The 18,156-nt window shown below is 70.7% G+C and carries 18 protein-coding genes; 12 read left to right on the top strand and 6 right to left on the bottom strand.

The genetic code is table 11. From position 1 onward, the window contains the following. Positions 1 to 73 precede the first annotated feature (73 nt). The 6 genes from Csp2054_RS00320 (at position 74) to Csp2054_RS00295 (ending at position 6,187) form a co-directional block, all read left to right on the top strand. Positions 74 to 1,267 (top strand): amidohydrolase, encoded by a 1,194-nt coding sequence (locus tag Csp2054_RS00320; protein ID WP_096897273.1) that lies wholly within the window; start codon positions 74 to 76, stop codon positions 1,265 to 1,267. 108 nt (positions 1,268 to 1,375) lie between these two features. Further along, entirely contained in the window at positions 1,376 to 1,918 is a 543-nt protein-coding gene (locus tag Csp2054_RS00315) for a hypothetical protein (RefSeq protein ID WP_141399053.1), read from the top strand. Between the two features lie 24 nt (positions 1,919 to 1,942). Continuing rightward, entirely contained in the window at positions 1,943 to 3,193 is a 1,251-nt protein-coding gene (locus tag Csp2054_RS00310; RefSeq protein ID WP_096897269.1) for a PIG-L family deacetylase, read from the top strand. 36 nt (positions 3,194 to 3,229) lie between these two features. Beyond that, entirely contained in the window at positions 3,230 to 3,547 is a 318-nt protein-coding gene (gene fdxA / locus Csp2054_RS18350; protein WP_071292706.1) for a ferredoxin, read from the top strand. 14 nt (positions 3,548 to 3,561) lie between these two features. Further along, positions 3,562 to 4,689, top strand: coding sequence for a succinyldiaminopimelate transaminase (gene dapC / locus Csp2054_RS00300; RefSeq protein WP_096897267.1), 1,128 nt, complete (start codon positions 3,562 to 3,564; stop codon positions 4,687 to 4,689). Between the two features lie 199 nt (positions 4,690 to 4,888). Then, the gene (locus tag Csp2054_RS00295) at positions 4,889 to 6,187 is read left to right on the top strand and encodes a citrate synthase (RefSeq protein WP_096897265.1); all 1,299 of its coding nucleotides are present in this window, start codon (positions 4,889 to 4,891) and stop codon (positions 6,185 to 6,187) included. 81 nt (positions 6,188 to 6,268) lie between these two features. Here the strand turns inward: Csp2054_RS00295 and Csp2054_RS00290 are convergent, their stop codons facing one another. Both Csp2054_RS00290 and dapD read right to left on the bottom strand, forming a co-directional pair. Continuing rightward, positions 6,269 to 6,781, bottom strand: a complete 513-nt coding sequence (locus tag Csp2054_RS00290; protein WP_176491477.1) for an alpha/beta hydrolase — start codon at positions 6,779 to 6,781, stop codon at positions 6,269 to 6,271. Between the two features lie 78 nt (positions 6,782 to 6,859). Next, entirely contained in the window at positions 6,860 to 7,825 is a 966-nt protein-coding gene (gene dapD, locus Csp2054_RS00285) for a 2,3,4,5-tetrahydropyridine-2,6-dicarboxylate N-succinyltransferase (protein WP_096897260.1), read from the bottom strand. 177 nt (positions 7,826 to 8,002) lie between these two features. Between dapD and dapE the strand changes: the two genes are divergently transcribed. From dapE to Csp2054_RS00270, 3 genes are all read left to right on the top strand, one after another. Next, on the top strand, positions 8,003 to 9,085 hold the full coding sequence (gene dapE / locus Csp2054_RS00280; protein WP_096897257.1) for a succinyl-diaminopimelate desuccinylase: 1,083 nt from the start codon (positions 8,003 to 8,005) through the stop codon (positions 9,083 to 9,085). Continuing rightward, on the top strand, positions 9,070 to 10,326 hold the full coding sequence (locus Csp2054_RS00275) for a hypothetical protein (protein ID WP_096897255.1): 1,257 nt from the start codon (positions 9,070 to 9,072) through the stop codon (positions 10,324 to 10,326). Before dapE ends, Csp2054_RS00275 begins: the two co-directional genes overlap by 16 nt. Positions 10,327 to 10,566: 240 nt before the next feature. Continuing rightward, positions 10,567 to 11,823, top strand: a complete 1,257-nt coding sequence (locus Csp2054_RS00270) for a right-handed parallel beta-helix repeat-containing protein (protein WP_096897254.1) — start codon at positions 10,567 to 10,569, stop codon at positions 11,821 to 11,823. A gap of 229 nt (positions 11,824 to 12,052) precedes the next feature. Here Csp2054_RS00270 and Csp2054_RS00265 read toward each other — a convergent pair whose 3' ends face one another. Further along, positions 12,053 to 13,207 (bottom strand): AI-2E family transporter, encoded by a 1,155-nt coding sequence (locus Csp2054_RS00265; RefSeq protein WP_096897252.1) that lies wholly within the window; start codon positions 13,205 to 13,207, stop codon positions 12,053 to 12,055. Between the two features lie 127 nt (positions 13,208 to 13,334). Between Csp2054_RS00265 and Csp2054_RS00260 the strand changes: the two genes are divergently transcribed. Both Csp2054_RS00260 and Csp2054_RS00255 read left to right on the top strand, forming a co-directional pair. Then, positions 13,335 to 13,505 (top strand): DUF3117 domain-containing protein, encoded by a 171-nt coding sequence (locus tag Csp2054_RS00260; protein ID WP_017887054.1) that lies wholly within the window; start codon positions 13,335 to 13,337, stop codon positions 13,503 to 13,505. A 195-nt stretch (positions 13,506 to 13,700) separates the two neighbouring features. Continuing rightward, positions 13,701 to 14,423, top strand: a complete 723-nt coding sequence (locus Csp2054_RS00255; protein WP_176491476.1) for an AAA family ATPase — start codon at positions 13,701 to 13,703, stop codon at positions 14,421 to 14,423. A gap of 47 nt (positions 14,424 to 14,470) precedes the next feature. Here Csp2054_RS00255 and Csp2054_RS00250 read toward each other — a convergent pair whose 3' ends face one another. Further along, positions 14,471 to 15,103 carry an O-methyltransferase gene (locus tag Csp2054_RS00250; RefSeq protein WP_096897248.1) on the bottom strand — a complete coding sequence of 211 codons (633 nt, stop codon included), beginning with the start codon at positions 15,101 to 15,103 and terminating at the stop codon, positions 14,471 to 14,473. 64 nt (positions 15,104 to 15,167) lie between these two features. Between Csp2054_RS00250 and Csp2054_RS00245 the strand changes: the two genes are divergently transcribed. Further along, the gene (locus Csp2054_RS00245) at positions 15,168 to 15,536 is read left to right on the top strand and encodes a twin-arginine translocase TatA/TatE family subunit (protein WP_096897246.1); all 369 of its coding nucleotides are present in this window, start codon (positions 15,168 to 15,170) and stop codon (positions 15,534 to 15,536) included. Between the two features lie 276 nt (positions 15,537 to 15,812). Here the strand turns inward: Csp2054_RS00245 and Csp2054_RS18660 are convergent, their stop codons facing one another. Both Csp2054_RS18660 and Csp2054_RS00235 read right to left on the bottom strand, forming a co-directional pair. Continuing rightward, positions 15,813 to 17,123 carry a carbohydrate-binding protein gene (locus tag Csp2054_RS18660; RefSeq protein WP_217990847.1) on the bottom strand — a complete coding sequence of 437 codons (1,311 nt, stop codon included), beginning with the start codon at positions 17,121 to 17,123 and terminating at the stop codon, positions 15,813 to 15,815. 146 nt (positions 17,124 to 17,269) lie between these two features. After that, positions 17,270 to 18,118, bottom strand: coding sequence for a class I SAM-dependent methyltransferase (locus Csp2054_RS00235; protein ID WP_096897242.1), 849 nt, complete (start codon positions 18,116 to 18,118; stop codon positions 17,270 to 17,272). Positions 18,119 to 18,156: the final 38 nt, after the last annotated feature.

Genomic DNA, 18,156 nt, shown 5'->3' with positions numbered 1-18,156 from the left:
GTCCGACGGCCCGGTCACCTCGTCGAGGTGGCCGGGCCGTCGGCGTGTCACGGCCCGGTTGTACGGTGGTGCGGTGACGTTCGATCTGCTTGCCATCTACCAGGACCTGCACGCCCACCCGGAGCTCGGCTTCCAGGAGCACCGGACCGCGGGGGTCATCGCCGAACGGCTCGCGGAGCTGCCCGGCGTCGAGGTCACGACGGGCGTCGGTGGCACGGGGGTCGTCGCCGTGCTCGAGAACGGCGAGGGCCCGACGATCTGGCTCCGCGCGGACATGGACGGGCTGCCCGTGCAGGAGCGCACCGGACTGCCGTACGCGAGCGAGCACACCGGCCAGGACGAGTCGGGCGCCACCGTCGCCACGATGCACGCCTGCGGGCACGACATCCACGTCACCTGGCTGCTCGGCGCACTCGAGCGGCTCGTGTCGACCACGGGGGAGTGGCACGGCACGGTCGTCGGCGTGTTCCAGCCGGCGGAGGAGGTCATCTCCGGCGCGCGGGCGATGATCGACGACGGGCTCGTCGAACGCTTCCCGCAGCCCGACGTCGTCCTCGGGCAGCACTCCGCGCCCGCGCCGGTAGGCACCGTGGCGGTCGGCTCCGGTCCGGTGATGGCGTCGAGCGACCGCCTCACGGTCACGTTCAACGGACGCGGCGCACACGGCTCCGCCCCGCAGGCGTCCCTCGACCCGATCGTGACCGCCGCCTCGGCCGTCGTCCGGCTGCAGACCGTCGTCGCCCGCGAGGTCGCGCCGAGCGACGCCGGCGTCGTCACCGTCGGGTCGTTCCACGCCGGCACCCGGCCGAACATCATCCCCGACCAGGCCGTCATCGAGATCTCCACCCGTGCCCGCAACGAGGAGACCCGCGCGCGCATCATCGCCTCCATCGAGCGGATCGTCCGTGCCGAGAGCGAAGCGGGCGGGCTCCCCGCTCCGACGATCGAGCGTGCTCCCGGCGCCGACGTGCTCGTGAACGACCCGGAGCAGGCCGCGAAGGTCCTCGCAGCGGTCCGCGACGTCGTCCCGAACGCGATCGACCTCGAGTCGGGGCTGGCGATGGCCTCGGAGGACGTCGGGCAGCTCGCCACCGCCGCGGGCGTGCCGATCGTGTACTGGTTCACCGGCATCACCGACCCGGAGCTGTTCCGCACCGGCCAGGAGATCCCGAGCAACCACTCGCCGTTCTACGCGCCGCAGGCCGAGACGTCGATCCCGGTGGGCGTGGACGCGGCCGTGGCCGCGGCGCGCGCGTACCTCGCCTGACCGCGCTGCGCTGCGCTGCGCTCGCCGGGCCGGGCCGGGCCGTTCCGGGCGGGAGGTTCCCAGCGAACGCTCGCCGTGCCTCCCGGCAGACCATCTAGGGTGCTGCGCATGCGCACCCCGACCCGCACCCTGATCGCCGCCGTCGCCGCCGGCATCGCCCTGGCCGGCCTGAGCGGCTGCTCGTCCGAATCCGTCAAGCAGGCCACCGACTTCGGCTCGAGCGTCGCGTCGAACGTGTCCGAGACCGTCAAGGGCATCGACGGGAAGGCCATCCAGGACGGCATGGCCTCGGTCGCCGGCGGCATCGACGGTGCGCTCGACACCGCGCTCAAGGGCGCGAAGGTGACCTCCGACGGGCAGCTGCCCGACGGGTTCCCGACGAAGGACGTGCCGCTCGTCGACGGCACGGTCCTCGGCGGGGGATCGGGGCCGGACGGCTCCGGGTGGGTCGTGCAGGTCCGCGTGGCCTCCGTCGACGACTTCACCACCGCCACCGACCGTCTGACCGCGGCCGGGTACACCGAGTCCGCGAAGCGCGCCGACGCCTCGAGCGCCTTCGGGCTGTTCCGGAGCGACGGCCACCGCGTCGTGCTCACCGTCGCGAAGACCGACGCCGGGGTCACCGCGACGTACATCGTGACGCCGCGGTAGGCCCTTCCCGTAGGCTGATCGGCGATGTCCACGGCCCCCGTCACCCGCCCAGAACGCGTCCTGTTCGTGCACGCCCACCCCGACGACGAGACCCTCTCGTCGGGCGGGACGATCGCCACGCTGCTCGAGCTCGGGGCCGAGGTCACCGTCCTCACCGCCACGCGGGGCGAGCGCGGGGAGATGCTCACCCCGGAACTCGCGCCGCTGCAGGGCGACGGACCGCGGGTCGCCGCCCACCGGGAGACCGAGATCGCCGCCGCGCTCGCCGCCCTCGGGGGCCCGGCGCACCTGTGGCTCGGCGGCCCGGGAGCGCGGCCGACCGACCTGCCCGAGCGCCGCTACACCGACTCCGGCATGCAGTGGGGTCCCGACGGCCGGGCGACCGCGGCCGACGACGCCCCCGCGGACTCGCTCACCGCCGCCGACCTCGGCGAGGTCGTCGACGACGTCCGTGCCGCGATCCGCTCCACGATGGCCGACGCCGTGGTGAGCTACGCCGACGACGGCGGGTACGGGCACCCGGACCACGTCCGTGTGCACCACGCGGCCCGGTACGCGGCGAAGGCCGAGGACGTGCCGTTCTCGATGATCGTGCCGGCCGACTCCGGGCAGGCCGACCTGACCGTCGACGTCCGTCCGGTCCGGGCGAAGGTCCGCGCCACGGTCGAGCAGTACCGCTCGCAGGTCACCGTCGACCCGGTCGACCCCGCCGACCCGACCGCGCTGTCGTGGGTGATGCCGCACGGCGTCCGCCAGCACGCGGCCGACCACGAGGCGTTCCGCCACGACACCCCGCCCGTGCAGGAGCCGCCGCAGACCTACGCCGAGCTCACGCCGGCGGGCAAGGCCACCGCGGTGGTCGTCGCGTTCGTCCTCGGGCTCGTCGCCGGCGGCCTCGGGTCGGTCACGCAGCAGCAGACGATCGGGACGTTCCCGGTCGGCATCGTGCTGCCGTCGCTCGTCGTCCTCGGCCTGCTCGCGGGCCTCCGGCTGCTCTGGCGCTCCCGCGTGCTCGTGACCGCCGCGTGGCTCGGGATCGCCGTCGCCACGATGTTCCTGCTGCAGCTCGTGCTCGCGAACGCGGCCGGGTACACGTGGATGATCGCGCCGACGGCCATCGCGTTCGTGGTGCTCGTGTGGCCGGACCTGTCCCGCGCGCGCGGCGGCGGTGCTCGCGGGGGAGACGTCGCGTCAACGGGGCGTGACGCGCCGTCGGGGCGTGTCGCGCCGTCGGGGCGTGTCGGGGCGTCCGGTGGCACAGTGGGCCGCGAGTAGACTCGAACCGCTCAGCTCGAAGGGAGCACCCCGACCGTGACCTACGTGATCGCCCAGCCCTGTGTGGACGTCAAGGACCGTGCCTGCATCGACGAGTGCCCGGTCGACTGCATCTACGAGGGCGACCGGTCGCTGTACATCCACCCGGACGAGTGCGTCGACTGCGGCGCCTGCGAGCCGGTGTGCCCGGTCGAGGCCATCTACTACGAGGACGACCTCCCCGAGGAGTGGGCCGACTACTACAAGGCGAACGTCGAGTTCTTCGAGGAGGTCGGCTCGCCCGGCGGCGCCGCGAAGGTGGGCGTGATCCACAAGGACCACCCGGTCGTCCTGGCCGAACCGCCGCGCGGCTGAGCCGGACGCTGCCCGTGGCGCTCGACCTCCCCGACTTCCCCTGGGACCAGCTCGTCCCGTTCAAGCAGCGCGCCGCCGCGTACGAAGGCGGCATCGTCGACCTCAGCGTCGGCTCGCCCGTCGACCCGACCCCGGCGCTCGTGCGGACTGCGCTCGCCGAGGCCACCGACGCGCACGCCTACCCCCAGGTCGCCGGCACCCCGGCCCTGCGCGAGGCGATCGCCGCCTGGTACGACCGGCGACACGGTGTGACACTGACGGCCGAGCATGTCCTGCCGACGATCGGCTCCAAGGAGTTCATCGCCGGCCTGGCGCTCTGGCTCGGCGTCGGACGCGGAGACACGGTCGTCTTCCCCGAGGCCGCGTACCCGACGTACGAGCTCGGCGCCGCGCTCGTCGGTGCCACCGCCCTCGCCGCGGACGACCCCGCCGACTGGCCGACGACGACGAAGCTCGTGTGGCTGAACTCGCCGGGCAACCCCGACGGACGGGTGCTGTCGGTCGAGCAGCTCCGCGCCGCGGTCGACCGGGCACGGGAACTCGGCGCCGTCATCGTCGGCGACGAGTGCTACGCCGAACTCGGGTGGGAGCCGCCGTACGACACCCGGCCGACCCCGACGATCCTCGACCCGCGCGTCGTCGGCGACTCGGTACAGGGCGTGCTCAGCGTCTACTCGCTCTCGAAGCAGTCGAACCTCGCCGGCTACCGAGCCGCGTTCGTGGCCGGCGACGCCGAGCTGCTCGCCGAGGTCCTGGCCGTCCGCAAGCACACCGGCATGATGCCGCCCCTGCCGGTGCAGCAGGCCATGGTCGTCGCGCTCGAGGACGAGACGCACGTGCAGCAGCAGAAGGCGCGGTACCGGGTCCGTCGGAACATGCTCCGTCGGGCACTCGTCGAGGCCGGCTTCCGGATCGACCACAGCGAGGCGGGCCTGTACCTCTGGGCCACCCGGGGCGAGCCCGCGCTCGACACCGTCGGCTGGCTGGCGGACCAGGGCATCCTCGTCGCGCCGGGCACGTTCTACGGCTCCGCCGGTGCCGAGCACGTCCGCATCGCCCTCACGGCCACCGACGAGCGCATCGCCGCGGCCGCGCAGCGGCTGGCGAGCGGACGGCGTGTCCAGCGGGTGGACGCGGGCTGAACGTCGTCCGACGGGCCGGCACCGCGCCTCCCGGCCGTCGGCCAGCACGCGCGGCGCCGTCAGCGCAATCCGCGGTTCCCACCAATCCTGAAGCGCCCGCGTGTGCACGACCGACAGTCGGCGCGATTAGGCTGTCATCGTGACTGACACTGCCAACGACGCTCAGAAGACGGCCACACCGCCCACGACGCCCATCCCGGTGAGTCCGGCTGCGGACGAGCAGACCGTGACCGCGACGCTGACGTTCCCGGGTGGCTCGGCGGAGTTCCCGATCCTGCCGAGCGTCGACGGCGCTGCCGCGGTCGACATCTCGACGTTCAAGAAGCAGACCGGGATGAGCACGCTCGACTACGGGTTCGTGAACACCGGGTCGACCAAGAGCGCGATCACCTACATCGACGGCGACCAGGGGATCCTGCGGTACCGCGGCTACCCGATCGACCAGGTGGCCTCGAACTGCACCTTCCTCGAGGTGGCATGGCTGCTCATCTACGGCGAGCTGCCGACCCCCGCCGAGCTCGACTCCTTCGACGCCCGCATCCGCCGGCACACGCTGCTGCACGAGGACCTGCGACGCCTGTTCGACGCGCTCCCGCACTCCGCGCACCCGATGTCGGTGCTGTCGAGCGCCGTGAGCGCGCTGTCGACCTACTACGAGGACGACATGAGCGTCGAGGACCCGGAGAAGGTCGAGCTGCAGACCATCCGCCTGCTCGCCAAGCTCCCCGTCATCGCTGCCTACGCGCACAAGAAGGCGATCGGGCAGGCGTTCCTGTACCCGGACAACTCGCTGTCGTTCGTCGACAACTTCCTGCGTCTGAACTTCGGCACCATGGCGGAGACGTACGTGCCGAACCCGGTGCTGTCCAAGGCGCTCGAGCGGCTGCTCATCCTGCACGAGGACCACGAGCAGAACGCCTCGACGGCTACCGTGCGCATGGTCGGCTCGACCAAGGCCAACATGTTCGCGTCGATCTCCGCGGGCATCAACGCCCTCTACGGGCCGCTGCACGGCGGCGCGAACGAGGCCGTGCTCGAGATGCTCCAGCAGATCAAGGACTCCGGCGAGCCGGTGTCGCGCTTCGTCGAGCGGGTGAAGAACAAGGAGCAGGGCGTCAAGCTCATGGGCTTCGGGCACCGGGTCTACAAGAACTACGATCCGCGCGCCAAGCTCGTGAAGGAGTCCGCGCACGAGGTGCTCGACGCGCTCGGGGTGCAGGACGACCTGCTCGACATCGCCATGGAGCTGGAGGGGATCGCCCTCGAGGACGAGTACTTCGTCAGCCGTCGCCTCTACCCGAACGTCGACTTCTACACCGGCATCATCTACAAGGCGATGGGCTTCCCGCCGCGGATGTTCACGGTGCTGTTCGCGATCGGGCGGCTGCCGGGGTGGATCGCGCAGTGGCGTGAGCTCAACAACGACCCGCTGAACAAGATCGGGCGTCCGCAGCAGCTGTACGTCGGGTACCCGGAGCGGGACCTGCCGGCGCGCTGAGGCGCGGCGCGGGGCTGCCGGAACCAGGTTCCGGACACTGCACCACGACGTTCCGCGGTGCTGTGTCCGGAACCTGGTTCATCACACGCGGAACGTCAGCGCCCAGGCGGTCACGAGGTCGAGCGTGGTGTCCGAGTCCGGCGTGCCCGGACGGTTGAGGAACGCGCGCCGAGCACCCGGCAGGACGTGTCGTTCGATGTCGACAGCGGCGGTCCGCAGTTCCACCCCGAACCGGTCGCCCGAAGACCGCATGGTGTCGTGCTCGGCGTCCACCATCAGGACGGGCGGGAACGTCGTCAGGTCCTGCCCGCCGGGGAACGCGGTCTCCGGCAGGGCCCCGCGTCCGACGAGGTTCCGGTTCGCCCGGTCGAGGAGCGCTGGGGGGTGGGTCAGCCGACGGTGCCCCCGCAAGGATCTGGTGACGGCAGCGTCGCGCGGGGTGTGTGCATGGAAGAAGCCGTAGGCGAAGAACAGGCCGTCGGGTCGGGACTCCGCAGGCAGCGTCCGGGTGACGGCCGCGGCGAGGCACGCTCCGGCGCTCGCGCCACCGAGGAAGAGCGCTCCGGCGTCACGGTGGCGGACGGCCTCGAGCACGGCGCGGACCCCGATCCGTAGCGCCGGACCGGGACCGGACCGCCCGGGCCCGCGATGGTCGCTCCCGGAGGCACGGCTCTACGCGTGCAGGGCGGTGTTCAGCTGGATGCCCTGCCCCTGACGCTGCAGTGCCTCGACCGCGCCGGTCACCGAGTTGCGCCGGAAGAGGACGTTCGGGGTGCCCGAGAGCTCGGCCGCCTTCACCGTCCTCGGCGTGCCGTCCGGGTTCGGGGCCGCTCCGACGAGGACGACCTTCGTGCCGGCCGTGACGTAGAGCCCGGCCTCGACCACGGAGTCGTCGCCCAGGGAGATGCCGAGCCCGGCGTTCGCGCCGAGCAGGGCCCGCTCGCCGAGGGACACCCGGTGCGTGCCGCCGCCGGAGAGGGTGCCCATGATGGACGCGCCGCCCCCGATGTCGGTGCCGTTGCCGACCACCACGCCCTGGGACACACGTCCCTCGATCATCGCGTCGCCGAGCGTCCCGGCGTTGAAGTTCACGAAGCCCTCGTGCATGACCGTGGTGCCGGGGGCGAGGTGTGCGCCGAGCCGGACCCGGTTGGCGTCGCCGATGCGGACGCGGTCGGGGACGACGTAGTCGACCAGGCGGGGGAACTTGTCGATCGCGTGCACCGCGATGCCCGCGCGCTGCAGCGCGGGGCGGAGCCGGGTGAGGTCGGCGGGGGAGACCGGGCCGGCGTTGGTCCACGCCACGATCGGCAGGTGGGCGAACACGCCGTCGAGGTCGACCTCGTTCGGGCGCACGTGCAGGTGGCTGAGCAGGTGGAGGCGGAGGTAGGCGTCCGGTGTGCTGGTCGGGGCGGCGTCGATCTCGATCTCGGTGGTGACCGCTTCGATCCGGACGGCGCGACGCGGGTCGTCGCCGACGTGCGCCAGCAGTTCCTCAGGGAAGGCGGCGTCGGACGGCCGCGTGCCGAGGTACGTCTGCGGGTACCAGGTGTCGAGCGTCGTGCCGTCGGCGGCGATCGTCGCGAGGCCGTGGCCCCAGGCGGTGGTCGGGCGGTCGGTGGCGGTCGTGTCGGTCACGAGACCCAGGGTAGCGAGGCGGCGGGACCGACCACCCGTCCAGCCGGACGCCTGTGGAGAACCCGCCACGGTCCTCCAGTCCGGCCTGGAGGCACGCCACCTGTGGACAGGCAGCCTCCTGTGCACAGATGGTCGGCTCGACGGCGGCCGGCAGGGGGCGGCCGGTAGGCTGCCCGCATGCCGGAGCAGCTCGACCTCACCGCCTCGTCCATCGACATCACGCGTGCCATCTGCGACATCGAGTCGGTGTCGGGCAACGAGGGCACGCTCGCCGACGCCATCGAGGCGGCGCTGGCGCCGCTGCCGCACCTCGACGTCGTCCGCGACGGGGACGCGATCGTCGCGCGGACGAGCCTCGGCCGCGACCGTCGGGTCGTCATCGCGGGGCACATCGACACCGTGCCCCTCAACGACAACCTGCCGACCGAGTTCCGGACCGCGGAGGACGGCACCGAGATCCTCTGGGGGCGGGGCACCGTCGACATGAAGGCCGGCGTCGCGGTCCAGCTCAAGCTGGCGTACGACCTCTCCGAGCCGACGAACGACGTCACCTGGGTCTTCTACGACCACGAGGAGGTGAGCGACTCGCTGAACGGTCTGGGCCGACTCGCGCGTACGCGGCCGGAGCTGCTCGCCGGCGACTTCGCGATCCTCGGCGAGCCGTCGGGCGCCCAGATCGAGGGCGGGTGCAACGGCAACCTCCGGGCCGAGATCCGGACGTTCGGCAAACGGTCGCACAGCGCGCGCAGCTGGATCGGCGACAACGCGATCCACAAGACCGCGCCGATCCTCGCGACCCTGGCGGCGTACGAGCCGCGCACCGTCGCGGTCGACGGCCTGGAGTACCGCGAGGGCCTCAACGCCGTGGGCATCAGCGGCGGCATCGCCGGCAACGTCATCCCGGACGAGGCGATGGTGCACGTGAACTACCGCTTCGCCCCCTCCCGCAGCGCGGACGAGGCCGTGGCGCACATCCGCGAACTGTTCGACGGGTACGACGTGCAGATCGTCGACCTCGCCGCCGGCGCCCGCCCGGGCCTCGACGCCCCGCTCGCGCAGGAGTTCGTCACCGCGGTCGGCGGCCCTGCGCCCCGACCGAAGTACGGCTGGACGGACGTCGCCCGCTTCTCGGCCCTCGGCGTCCCGGCCGTGAACTACGGTCCGGGCGAGCCGGTCTACGCCCACCACGACGACGAGCAGGTGCCGCTCGCCCAGATCACCGCGGTGGAGGACGGTCTCCGTCGGTGGCTGACGGCCTGACGACCAGCGGGGCCGTCCGGTCCCGCTCCCGTCCCTCGGTGCGGTGGCGTGCCCGGTACCGCGTCGTGCCGTGGTGGCTGCGCATCACGGTGGTGTACGTCCTCGCCCGCATCGTCACGACGGTGCTGATGATGCGGTTCGCCGCCGCGCAGACGGCGAACTCGTTCACCGCCGAGCACCCGTCGTACCTGTCCTTCGCCTCGATCTGGGACGGCACCTGGTACCGGGTGATCGCGACCGGAGGCTACCCTTCCACCCTCCCCGTGGACGCCGCCGGACACGTGACCGAGAACGCCTGGGCGTTCATGCCGGCGTACCCGTTCCTGGTCCGGGCGTTCATGCAGCTCACCGGGGCGTCGTTCGAGGCGGTCGCGGTGTCGGTGTCGTTCGTGGCGGGTTGGGGCGCGGCGCTCGTGCTCCGACGGCTGCTCGGCCGCTTCCTCGACGACGCCCGGGCGACCTTCGCGACGGTGGTCTTCTGCGTCGCACCCGTGTCCGTCATGTTCCAGGTCGCCTACGCCGAGGCGATGGGGCTGTTCCTGCTGCTCGTCGCCCTGCTCCTCGCGGTCGACCGGCGGTGGTGGACGATGCTGCCGGTCGTGCTGCTGCTCGGCATGACGCGGCCGACCGGGCTCGCGTTCGCGTTCTTCCTCGTGCTGTTCCTCGCCGCGTGGTGGATCCGTCCGTCGTGGGTCCGCGAGACCGAGCGCCCGACGGTCCGCACCGCGACCCCGCCGTTCGTCGTGGCGGTCGTGTCGGGGCTGGTCGGACTGGCTTGGCCGGCGATCGCCTGGGCCGCCACCGGCGTGCCGAAGGCGTACACCGACACCGAGCTCGCGTGGCGGTCCTCCTACATCGGCTGGGGTGAGCTGGTCCCGTTCACGCCGTGGGTCAAGGGCTTCCTGTGGTGGGCGTCGTTCCCCGGCGGCGGGTGGGCGGCGGTCGCGATGCCGGTCGGGCTGGTCGCCCTCGGCTTGCTGGTCGCCGTGCCCGCGGCCCGGCGGATCGGCCTCGAGCTCCGGCTCTGGGTCGTGGCGTACGTCGTCTACCTGCTCGCGGTGTTCTTCCCGCAGTCGAGCACGTGGCGGATCCTGCTGCCGATCGCGCCGGTGCTCGGGGTCGTCGCGCTCCCGCGGTCGCGCTGGTACCGCGTGGTGGTCGTGCTCGTCTGCCTCGTGCTGCAGTGGGTGTGGCTGTACGCGAACTGGTGGGTGGACGGCTACGACTGGACGCCGCCGTGATCTCCGCAACGACACACCGCCGCGGGCCGCGACTGCGATCACGGCTCGTGCGCCCGACAGCCGACCGGCACGTTCCACGACGGCGCGCTCCTCGAGGCGGCATGTAGAATATCGAACATGACTTTGAATCGCCGGTCGTTCATCACCGGGAGCGCTTGGGCCGCCGTGAGCGCAGTAACGACAGCTGTGCCAGCCGGGCGGTCGATCGCGGAGAGAACCATCGCGACGCGGCGATCACCGATGACCTACTACGTGAGCACGAGCGGGACGAACGACTCCTACGCGGGCACCACACCTGCCACTGCGTGGAGGACGGTTGACTTCGTGAACGACCGGATGCGCGCTGGTCAGGTGCAGCCTGGTGACAAGGTCTTGTTCAAGACAGGCAACAGCTTCGACGGAGGCATCAACGCGGCACTGCTGGGTTCGACGCTCGACGCCGAGACGACGACGTTCGGCGCCTGGGGAGACGGACCGGCTCCTGTGTTCAGTGCCTACAAGACCCCGTCGCGGTGGAGCAGTGTCGGGCCGTCGCTCTGGAGCGTTGACCTGGCTCTGGGCTCGGGCGCTTGGACGGGGCGGCAGATCGCTGATGCGAACGTCGGATTCATCCTCGTGGACGGTGAACCCTTCGGTGTTCGTCGCCCCGATCCGGGGGCGCTGACCTCGACGTGGGACTTCTCCGTTGTCGGTTCGGTGCTCACCGTGTACTGCGAGCAGCGCCCGGACCTCGCTGCAGTCTCCGTCAAGTGCGCAGTCAACGAAATCCTGTTCCGAGGCGGGTCCGCTACCACCGTGCGGGGCATGGCGTTCAGCGGGACCGGTTCGCACGGCTACCAACAGCGGGGGGTGACGGGCAACGTGCTCGTCACGGGTTGCTCGTTCGACCTCATCGGCGGATCTTTCCTGGACGGAGTCTCCCGCTACGGGAACGGCATCGAGGTGTTCATCGGCGGGAACAGGGCGACCTTCAGCAACAACTCGATCTCCCGTGTGTACGACACCGCAACGACCATCCAGGGCACCCAGACGAGCACTGAGGACGGTTGGTCTGACATCACGTTCGCGAACAACACGATCACGGATTGCACCCAGAGTTTCGAACACTGGTCGCAGGGAACCTCCGGTACTGGGGCACTTCGTGTTGCGTTCACTGCGAACACGTGCCGTAATGCCGGTGGTGGTTGGGGCTGGACTGCGCGACCCGACAAAGCGGGCAAGGCCTCACACGTCCTGCTGTACTCGACTCAGCTGCCGATGGACATCGCGATCACGGACAACGTGTTCGATTCTTCGCGGCAGTGTTACCTGTACGTCGCGGACACGGCGGACACTCCGGGCGGCCGCCCTCCTGCCGGCTTCGTCGCGGACGACAATGCGATCACTCTGGCCTCGAATCAGCGCATCCAGTACCAGAACGTCCTTCCGGTGCAGTATGCGTCCAGCTGGACGCAGCAGACGGGGCTCGAGCGGAACTCCCGATTCACGGTGTCCTGAACCATGACCCGGCCCCGGTTCACGAAGTCGGTTCTACCCGGCAACGTCGCCTGCAGCACTGGCGCGTCGACCGGACGTATCCGCTCGTCGTCGTCAGGTCGGCGGGACAACGGGGCGGTGATTGTGGTGCGGTCGCCGACCGGGCCGTGCCGGCTGATCGGCACCAGGCAGAGATGCGCGATCGTTCGTTCGCGAGGCGTGACCATCCGCGCGGGCTCGGAAGTTTGCGCTAGGAAGTTGCCCGGGGCTCCTCGTGCCGCTCGCTGCGCTCGATCTCCGACAGCGGCACGCCGTCCTCCGGGCGCCACGCGGCCGCGGCGTTCACCATCGCGTTCACCGTGGCGATGAACGGCACCGCGAAGAACGCGCCGACGACTCCGGCGATCGTCGTGCCGGCGGTGACGCCGAGGACGACGCCGAGCGGGTGGACCTTCACGGCGCTGCCGGTGAGGAACGGGTGGAGCACGTGGCTCTCGAGCTGCTGCACGAGGATGATGATGCCGAGCATGATGAGCGCTGGCACCCAGCCGTTGAACACGAGTGCGATCACAACGGCGACGAAACCGGCGACGATGGCCCCGACGACGGGGACGAACGCGCCGAAGAACACGATCACGCCGATCGGGATCGCCAACGGGATCTGCAGGATGAGCGCGCCGATGACGACACCGAGCGCGTCGGTGACGGCCACGACCAGCTGGACGCGGATGAAGCTCGTGAGGGTCTTCCACCCGGCGTGACCGGCGACGTCGAGCCGGGGCCGGGCGCGGCGCGGGAAGATGCGGACGATCCACTGCCAGATCCGAGGTCCGTCGATCATCACGAAGAGGGTCGTGAAGATGATGATGAACAAGCCCTCGAAGACGTGGATTGCGCCGGAGCCGGCGGCGATGAAGCCGGAGAAGATCGACGACGCGTGCGACTGCAGGTACTCGGACGCGTCGGAGATGTACTTGTTCACCTGGGTCGCCGTGATGCCGAACGGCTCGGAGGCGAGCAGCGACTGCAGCGAGGAGATGCTCGTGTGCAGGCGCTTCTCGAGCGACGGCAGGTCGTACCGGATCTGCGCGGTCACGATCAACCCGAGGCCGCCGATCGCCACCAGGACCGACACGAGGCTCGTGAGGATCGCGACCCACTTCGGCCAGCGGTGCCGGCGGAGGAACGACGACATCGGGACGAGCAGTGCGCACAGCAGCAGGCCGATGAGGAACGGGACGACGATGTCCTGCAGGAGCACGACGAGCAGGACGACCACCGCCAGCGCCGCTCCGATGATCAGCATGCGCCACGAGAACGCCGCGGCGACCTGCACGCCGGCCGGGACCGACTCGTCGGACGGGGTGGGGCCGGGGCTTCGGAGCATGGAGCGGATGTTCACCATCCGCCAAGGTTAGGAGCGGGACCCGCGAAATCGTCGCGTTTCTCGACTCGCAACCTGGGGGGTTTCGCAGTTGAGCCTCCGATACGGGATAATGGACGGGCATGTACTGCACGAAAGGGGACATCTGATGGCAGCCATGAAGCCGAGGACCGGTGACGGGCCGATGGAGGCTGTTAAGGAGGGTCGACTCATCATCGTGCGGGTTCCGCTCGAGGGTGGAGGCCGCCTTGTCGTCTCGGTCAACGATGCCGAGGCCAAGGAACTCCACGACGCCCTCGCCGAGGTCGTCTCGGCGTAGTCCGTCGAAGCACCGAACGGAAGTGCCCGGGGCGAGTACGCCCCGGGCCCTTCCGCGTACCGCCCCTTCAGCGCGCCGCTCCTTCCGCGCGCGGCTCCTTCCGCGCGCGGCCCCTCCGCCTGTCGGCGCGAACATGTCCGGATCATCGACGGAGTCGGCGGCGCCGGACATGATGTCCGTGTGCGTCGATCCCACATGCCCGTCACCCGTGTCGAGGAGTTCCGTGACCCGGACGAGATGCCCCGCGACGTCTGGCCCGCGACGCTCGCACCGGTCCGTCAACTCCTCGACGAGGGACTCGACCTCGATCCCGTGACCGTGATCGTCGGCGACAACGGGGTCGGCAAGTCCACGATCATCGAGGCGGTGGCGATCCAGTACGGGATGGGGCCGGAGGGCGGCGGGACCGGATCGCAGCACTCGACCCGCCGGTCGGAGTCGTCGCTCTCCGAGCACATCCGCCTCCGTCGCGACCACGGGGCCCCGCGAGGCGGCTTCTTCCTGCGTGCCGAGACCATGCACGGGTTCTTCACCTACCTCGAGGAGCACCCGAACCACAGTCGCCCGGAGCCGGTGTTCCACGAGCGCAGTCACGGCGAAGCCTTCCTCGACTTCGTCGTCGACCGTGCACGCTGGCCCGGGCTCTGGATCCTCGATGAGCCGGAGTCGGCGCTGTCGTTCTCCGGGTGCTTGGCGCTGATCGGCCTCCTGCAGTCCATCGTGGAGAGCGGGGTGGGTCAGGTCATCCTCTCGACGCACTCACCGGTGCTGGCCGCGTTCCCCGGCGCGACGATCCACGAGGTGGGGGAGTGGGGGCTCCGTCGGACGGCGTGGGAGGACCTCGACATCGTCCGGCACCAGCGGTCGTTCCTCGAGTCCCCGGAACGCTACCTGCGCCACCTCCGCGAGGACGACTGATCTCGAAGAGCAAGAAGAGCCCGACGACGTGGCCCCGACGAGCCCGACTACGCCGTGAGCTTGGTGAGCTGGAGCAGTCCGTCGCCGGCGGGCGACAGCGCACTCCGGACCGCACCGGAGGTCGACACCTCGGTGAGGAGCAGTCGGAAGTCGGTCGTCGCGCGGTCCCGCTTCACCGGGTCCGCCACGCGCCCACGCCAGAGCGCGTGCGGCACGAGGACGGTGCCACCGAGTCGTGCGAGCCGCAGTCCGTGCTCGACGTACTCGATCACGTGCTCCGGGTCGGCGTCGACGAGCACGACGTCGTACGAGGCCTCGTTCATCCGCGGCAGGACCTGGTTCGCCCGTCCCGGGATGAGCCGGATGCGCGCGGGGGCGGTCCCCGCGGCGATGAAGGCGTCGCGGGCAGCCTGCTGGTGGTCGACCTCGACGTCGATCGTCGTGAGCGTCGCGTCCGGAGCACCCGCGAGCAGGTAGAGCCCCGAGACGCCGAGACCGGTGCCGATCTCGATCATGCTGGTCGCCCGCGAGGCCGCCGCGATCACGCTGATCTGTGCACCGATGGCGGGGGAGACCGCCTCGACCCCGAGCTCCAGCGAGTGCTCACGCGCACGGGCGATCGTCTCGGGTTCGGCGACGATGTCCTCGGCGAACTTCCAGTTCGACTCTTTCTCTGACACGCACACTCCGTTCGGAGGACAACTCTACGGGTGCCGCCCGGCGAGGACGGGTTACGCTCGTACCGTGTTCGACGGCTTCGAGAAGTTCCTGGTGATCGGGATCATCGGCGTCCTGATCCTCGGGCCGCAGCGCCTGCCGGCGTACGCGCAGAAGCTCGCTGAGTTCGTCAAGGCCGTCCGTCGGTTCGCCGACACCGCGAAGGAGCGGATGCGCGACGAGATGGGCCCGGAGTTCGACGACATCGAGTGGCAGAAGCTCGACCCCCGCCAGTACGACCCGCGCCGGATCATCCGCGATGCCCTGCTCGACAGCGGGACGAGCGCGTCGTCGGTCGCGACCGCGCAGGTCACGGCGTCGAAGGTGCGTGCAACGGCACCGGTGGTGCCCCTCGCCGCAGGCGAGGCCGCGCCGTTCGACAACGAGGCGACCTAGCGTCCGCCCCGCCTTCACTGACGGACGGGAGGCGCGGTGCCAGCTGGCACCGCGCCTCCCGTCCGTCGGTGGGGACGTCGCAACGCCCCCGCACGACGCCCCCCGCCGTCAACCCGGACGTTCCGACCCACCACGCCTGCAGTAGGAAGCCGAATCGCTCGTAGCGAGCCGGAACTTCCGGCTGCCGACGAGCGATTCGGCTTCCTACGAGCGATTCGGCCTCCTACCAGCGGAACGGCTGGTCAGTGCACTCGGGTGGTCAGTGCCCCCGGGTGGTCAGCGCAGGTCGGCCAGGAAACGGTCCGTCCAGGCGAGGGCCGGCGCGCTCGGCACGGAGCTGCACGTCGCCATGGCCGTCGACGACGAGCAGGGCGTGTCGCGGTCGAGCGACCACGTGTGGACGCCGGCGAGCCCGTTCGCCTTCGCGTAGGCCGTCAGCGTGTCGACGTCGGCGAGGGTGAACACCTCGTCCGAGGCGTCGTTCACACCGAGCATCGGGGTGACCTCGATCTTCGACGGCGCGATGCCGTAGGTGTGCTCGAGGTTCGTGACGGCCTGGATGGCGGACTGCCCCATCTCGCACGTCGACCCGGAGAGCACGCAGTTCGCGGCGGTCGCCCGTCCGAAGTCCATCGTCATGAGGTTGACCGTGTAGTGCGTCAGGCTCGACGCCTTGATGGCCTTGACCACGGCGTCACCGGTGCTGTTCAGGCCGCCGTACGAACCGTCGGACGCGGCGAGGGTCGCGAGGGTGAACGAGAACCGCATCCCGGGGTACTTCGACTGCGCGAGCGCTGCCGCGTTCACGAGGTTCTGCACGTCGGCGACCGACTGTCCGCTCTCGATGTCGAAGTCGACTCCGATCATGTGCGGGGTCGCGTAGCGGGCGATGAAGCTCTGCAGTGCCGTGCCGGAACACTTGAAGGAGCCGGCCGCGCCGCCGGTGCTCACGATGTAGTCCACCCCGGCTGCATCGAGCTTCGGGATGTTCGCGCTCGCGAACGCGTCCGCGGCGACCCCGCCCCAGTTCTCGCTGCCGCAGGTGCCGGTCGCGAAGGCGAGGGTGATCGCCTTGAGACCCGGTTCGCGCGTCGACACCAGGCTGTTCGACGAGCCGACGACCGGGATGCGCGTCCCGGTGACCGCCGTGTTCATGACGTTCGTGTTCCAGTCGAGGTTCACCGTGACGTCCTTGTACGGGCTGAACACCAGCCCGCTCGCGGTGCCGCCGGAACCGCCCGTACCCGACCCGGTCCCCGTGCCTCCGCCGGTGCCGGTCCCGCCGCCCGAGGCCGTCCCGCTGCACGCGCCCGTCGAGGTCCACGGCTGCCCGCTCCCCGTCGCGCCCGAGTGCGTGGCCGGGTCGTCACCCTGCGTCCACCAGTTCGCGGTGTAGTTCGTGCCGTTCTCGCTCACCGTGGCACCGCCTGTGTAGGCGGTGCCGGCGCTCCACGCGGACGCGCACGCCGGGGTGGCCGCCACCGCCGGCGCGACGGCGAACGTGCCGCCCGCCAGCGCCGCGGCGACCACCGCCACGAGTCCGATCCCGTTCCTGGTCCAACTGATCCTGCTGGTGCTGCTGGTCACACGGTCCTCCTGTCCTCGGCCCGGCGACGTTGCCGGACGGGGTCGAACCCCCGCGGACCCGATTCCGCAGGAGCATTGTGGAATACCCCTGCATATTGCGCCTCGGTGGAACGACCTGTCCATGAAAGGACGTACAGGCAGAGGGTTCAGTCCCGGGTCGCGACGATCGTGAAGGTCGTCGGCACGCGGTCCCGATCCGCACCGGGCCAGGCGAAGTTGCCGTCGCCGGTCTCCTCCATCCGTGGGCTGAACCGCCACGGCAGCGTTCGGCCCTCGTTCAGGGACCGCAGCCGGAGACCGGCCCCGAGGAGGGCGTTCACGACCTCGGACAGCGGGTGCGGCCACTCGTACGTCCGCGTGTGCGCGACCTCTCCGTCTCCCGCGTACGTGCCAGCGTCTTCCCACTGCTGCGCCGTGCCGTCGGCGAAGTAGCGGTACCTGCTGACGAGTTCGTCGGCCTCCTCGTCCAGCGCGTACAGCGCGGGATGGCCGTCCCGGATGAAGAACACCCCACCCGGCCGGAGGAGCGCCGCGACCTGTGCCGCCCACCGGTCGAGGTCGTCCAGCCAGCAGATCGTCCCGATGCTCGTGTAGACGACATCGAAGTCGCCGGTGACGGCGGCGCGGGCATCGAGGACGTCCGTCTCGACCCAGGTGACGTCGAGTCCCAGGCGGTCGGCGAGTCCCCGGGCGGAGTCGAGCGCCGCGGGGGAGAAGTCGACACCGGTGAGCCGCGCGCCCTCTCGGGCCAGGGACACGGTGTCGGTGCCGATGTGGCACTGTAGGTGGCAGACGTCGAGTCCGTCGAGCGTGCCGCCGGGGACCCAGCGCCGCAGGACCGGGAGGTCGTCGCGGACCACCCCCGACCGGAGTGCCGGATCGTGCAGCGCGTCGATCTCGTAGGCGCCCTCGTGGATGGGCACGCGGTCGTCCCAGTTCGCGCGGTTCGTGTCGCGGGCCTGCTCCCAGTCGACGCTGACGTGATCAGTGCTCATGCACTCGACCCTAGGGCAGCGCCCGCGCGGCAGCGGCG

The organism is Curtobacterium sp. 'Ferrero', from assembly GCF_002412165.1.
Lineage (GTDB): Bacteria > Actinomycetota > Actinomycetes > Actinomycetales > Microbacteriaceae > Curtobacterium.
Note: the sequence above shows the minus strand (reverse complement) of the source record. Positions and strands in the feature narration are given on the sequence as shown.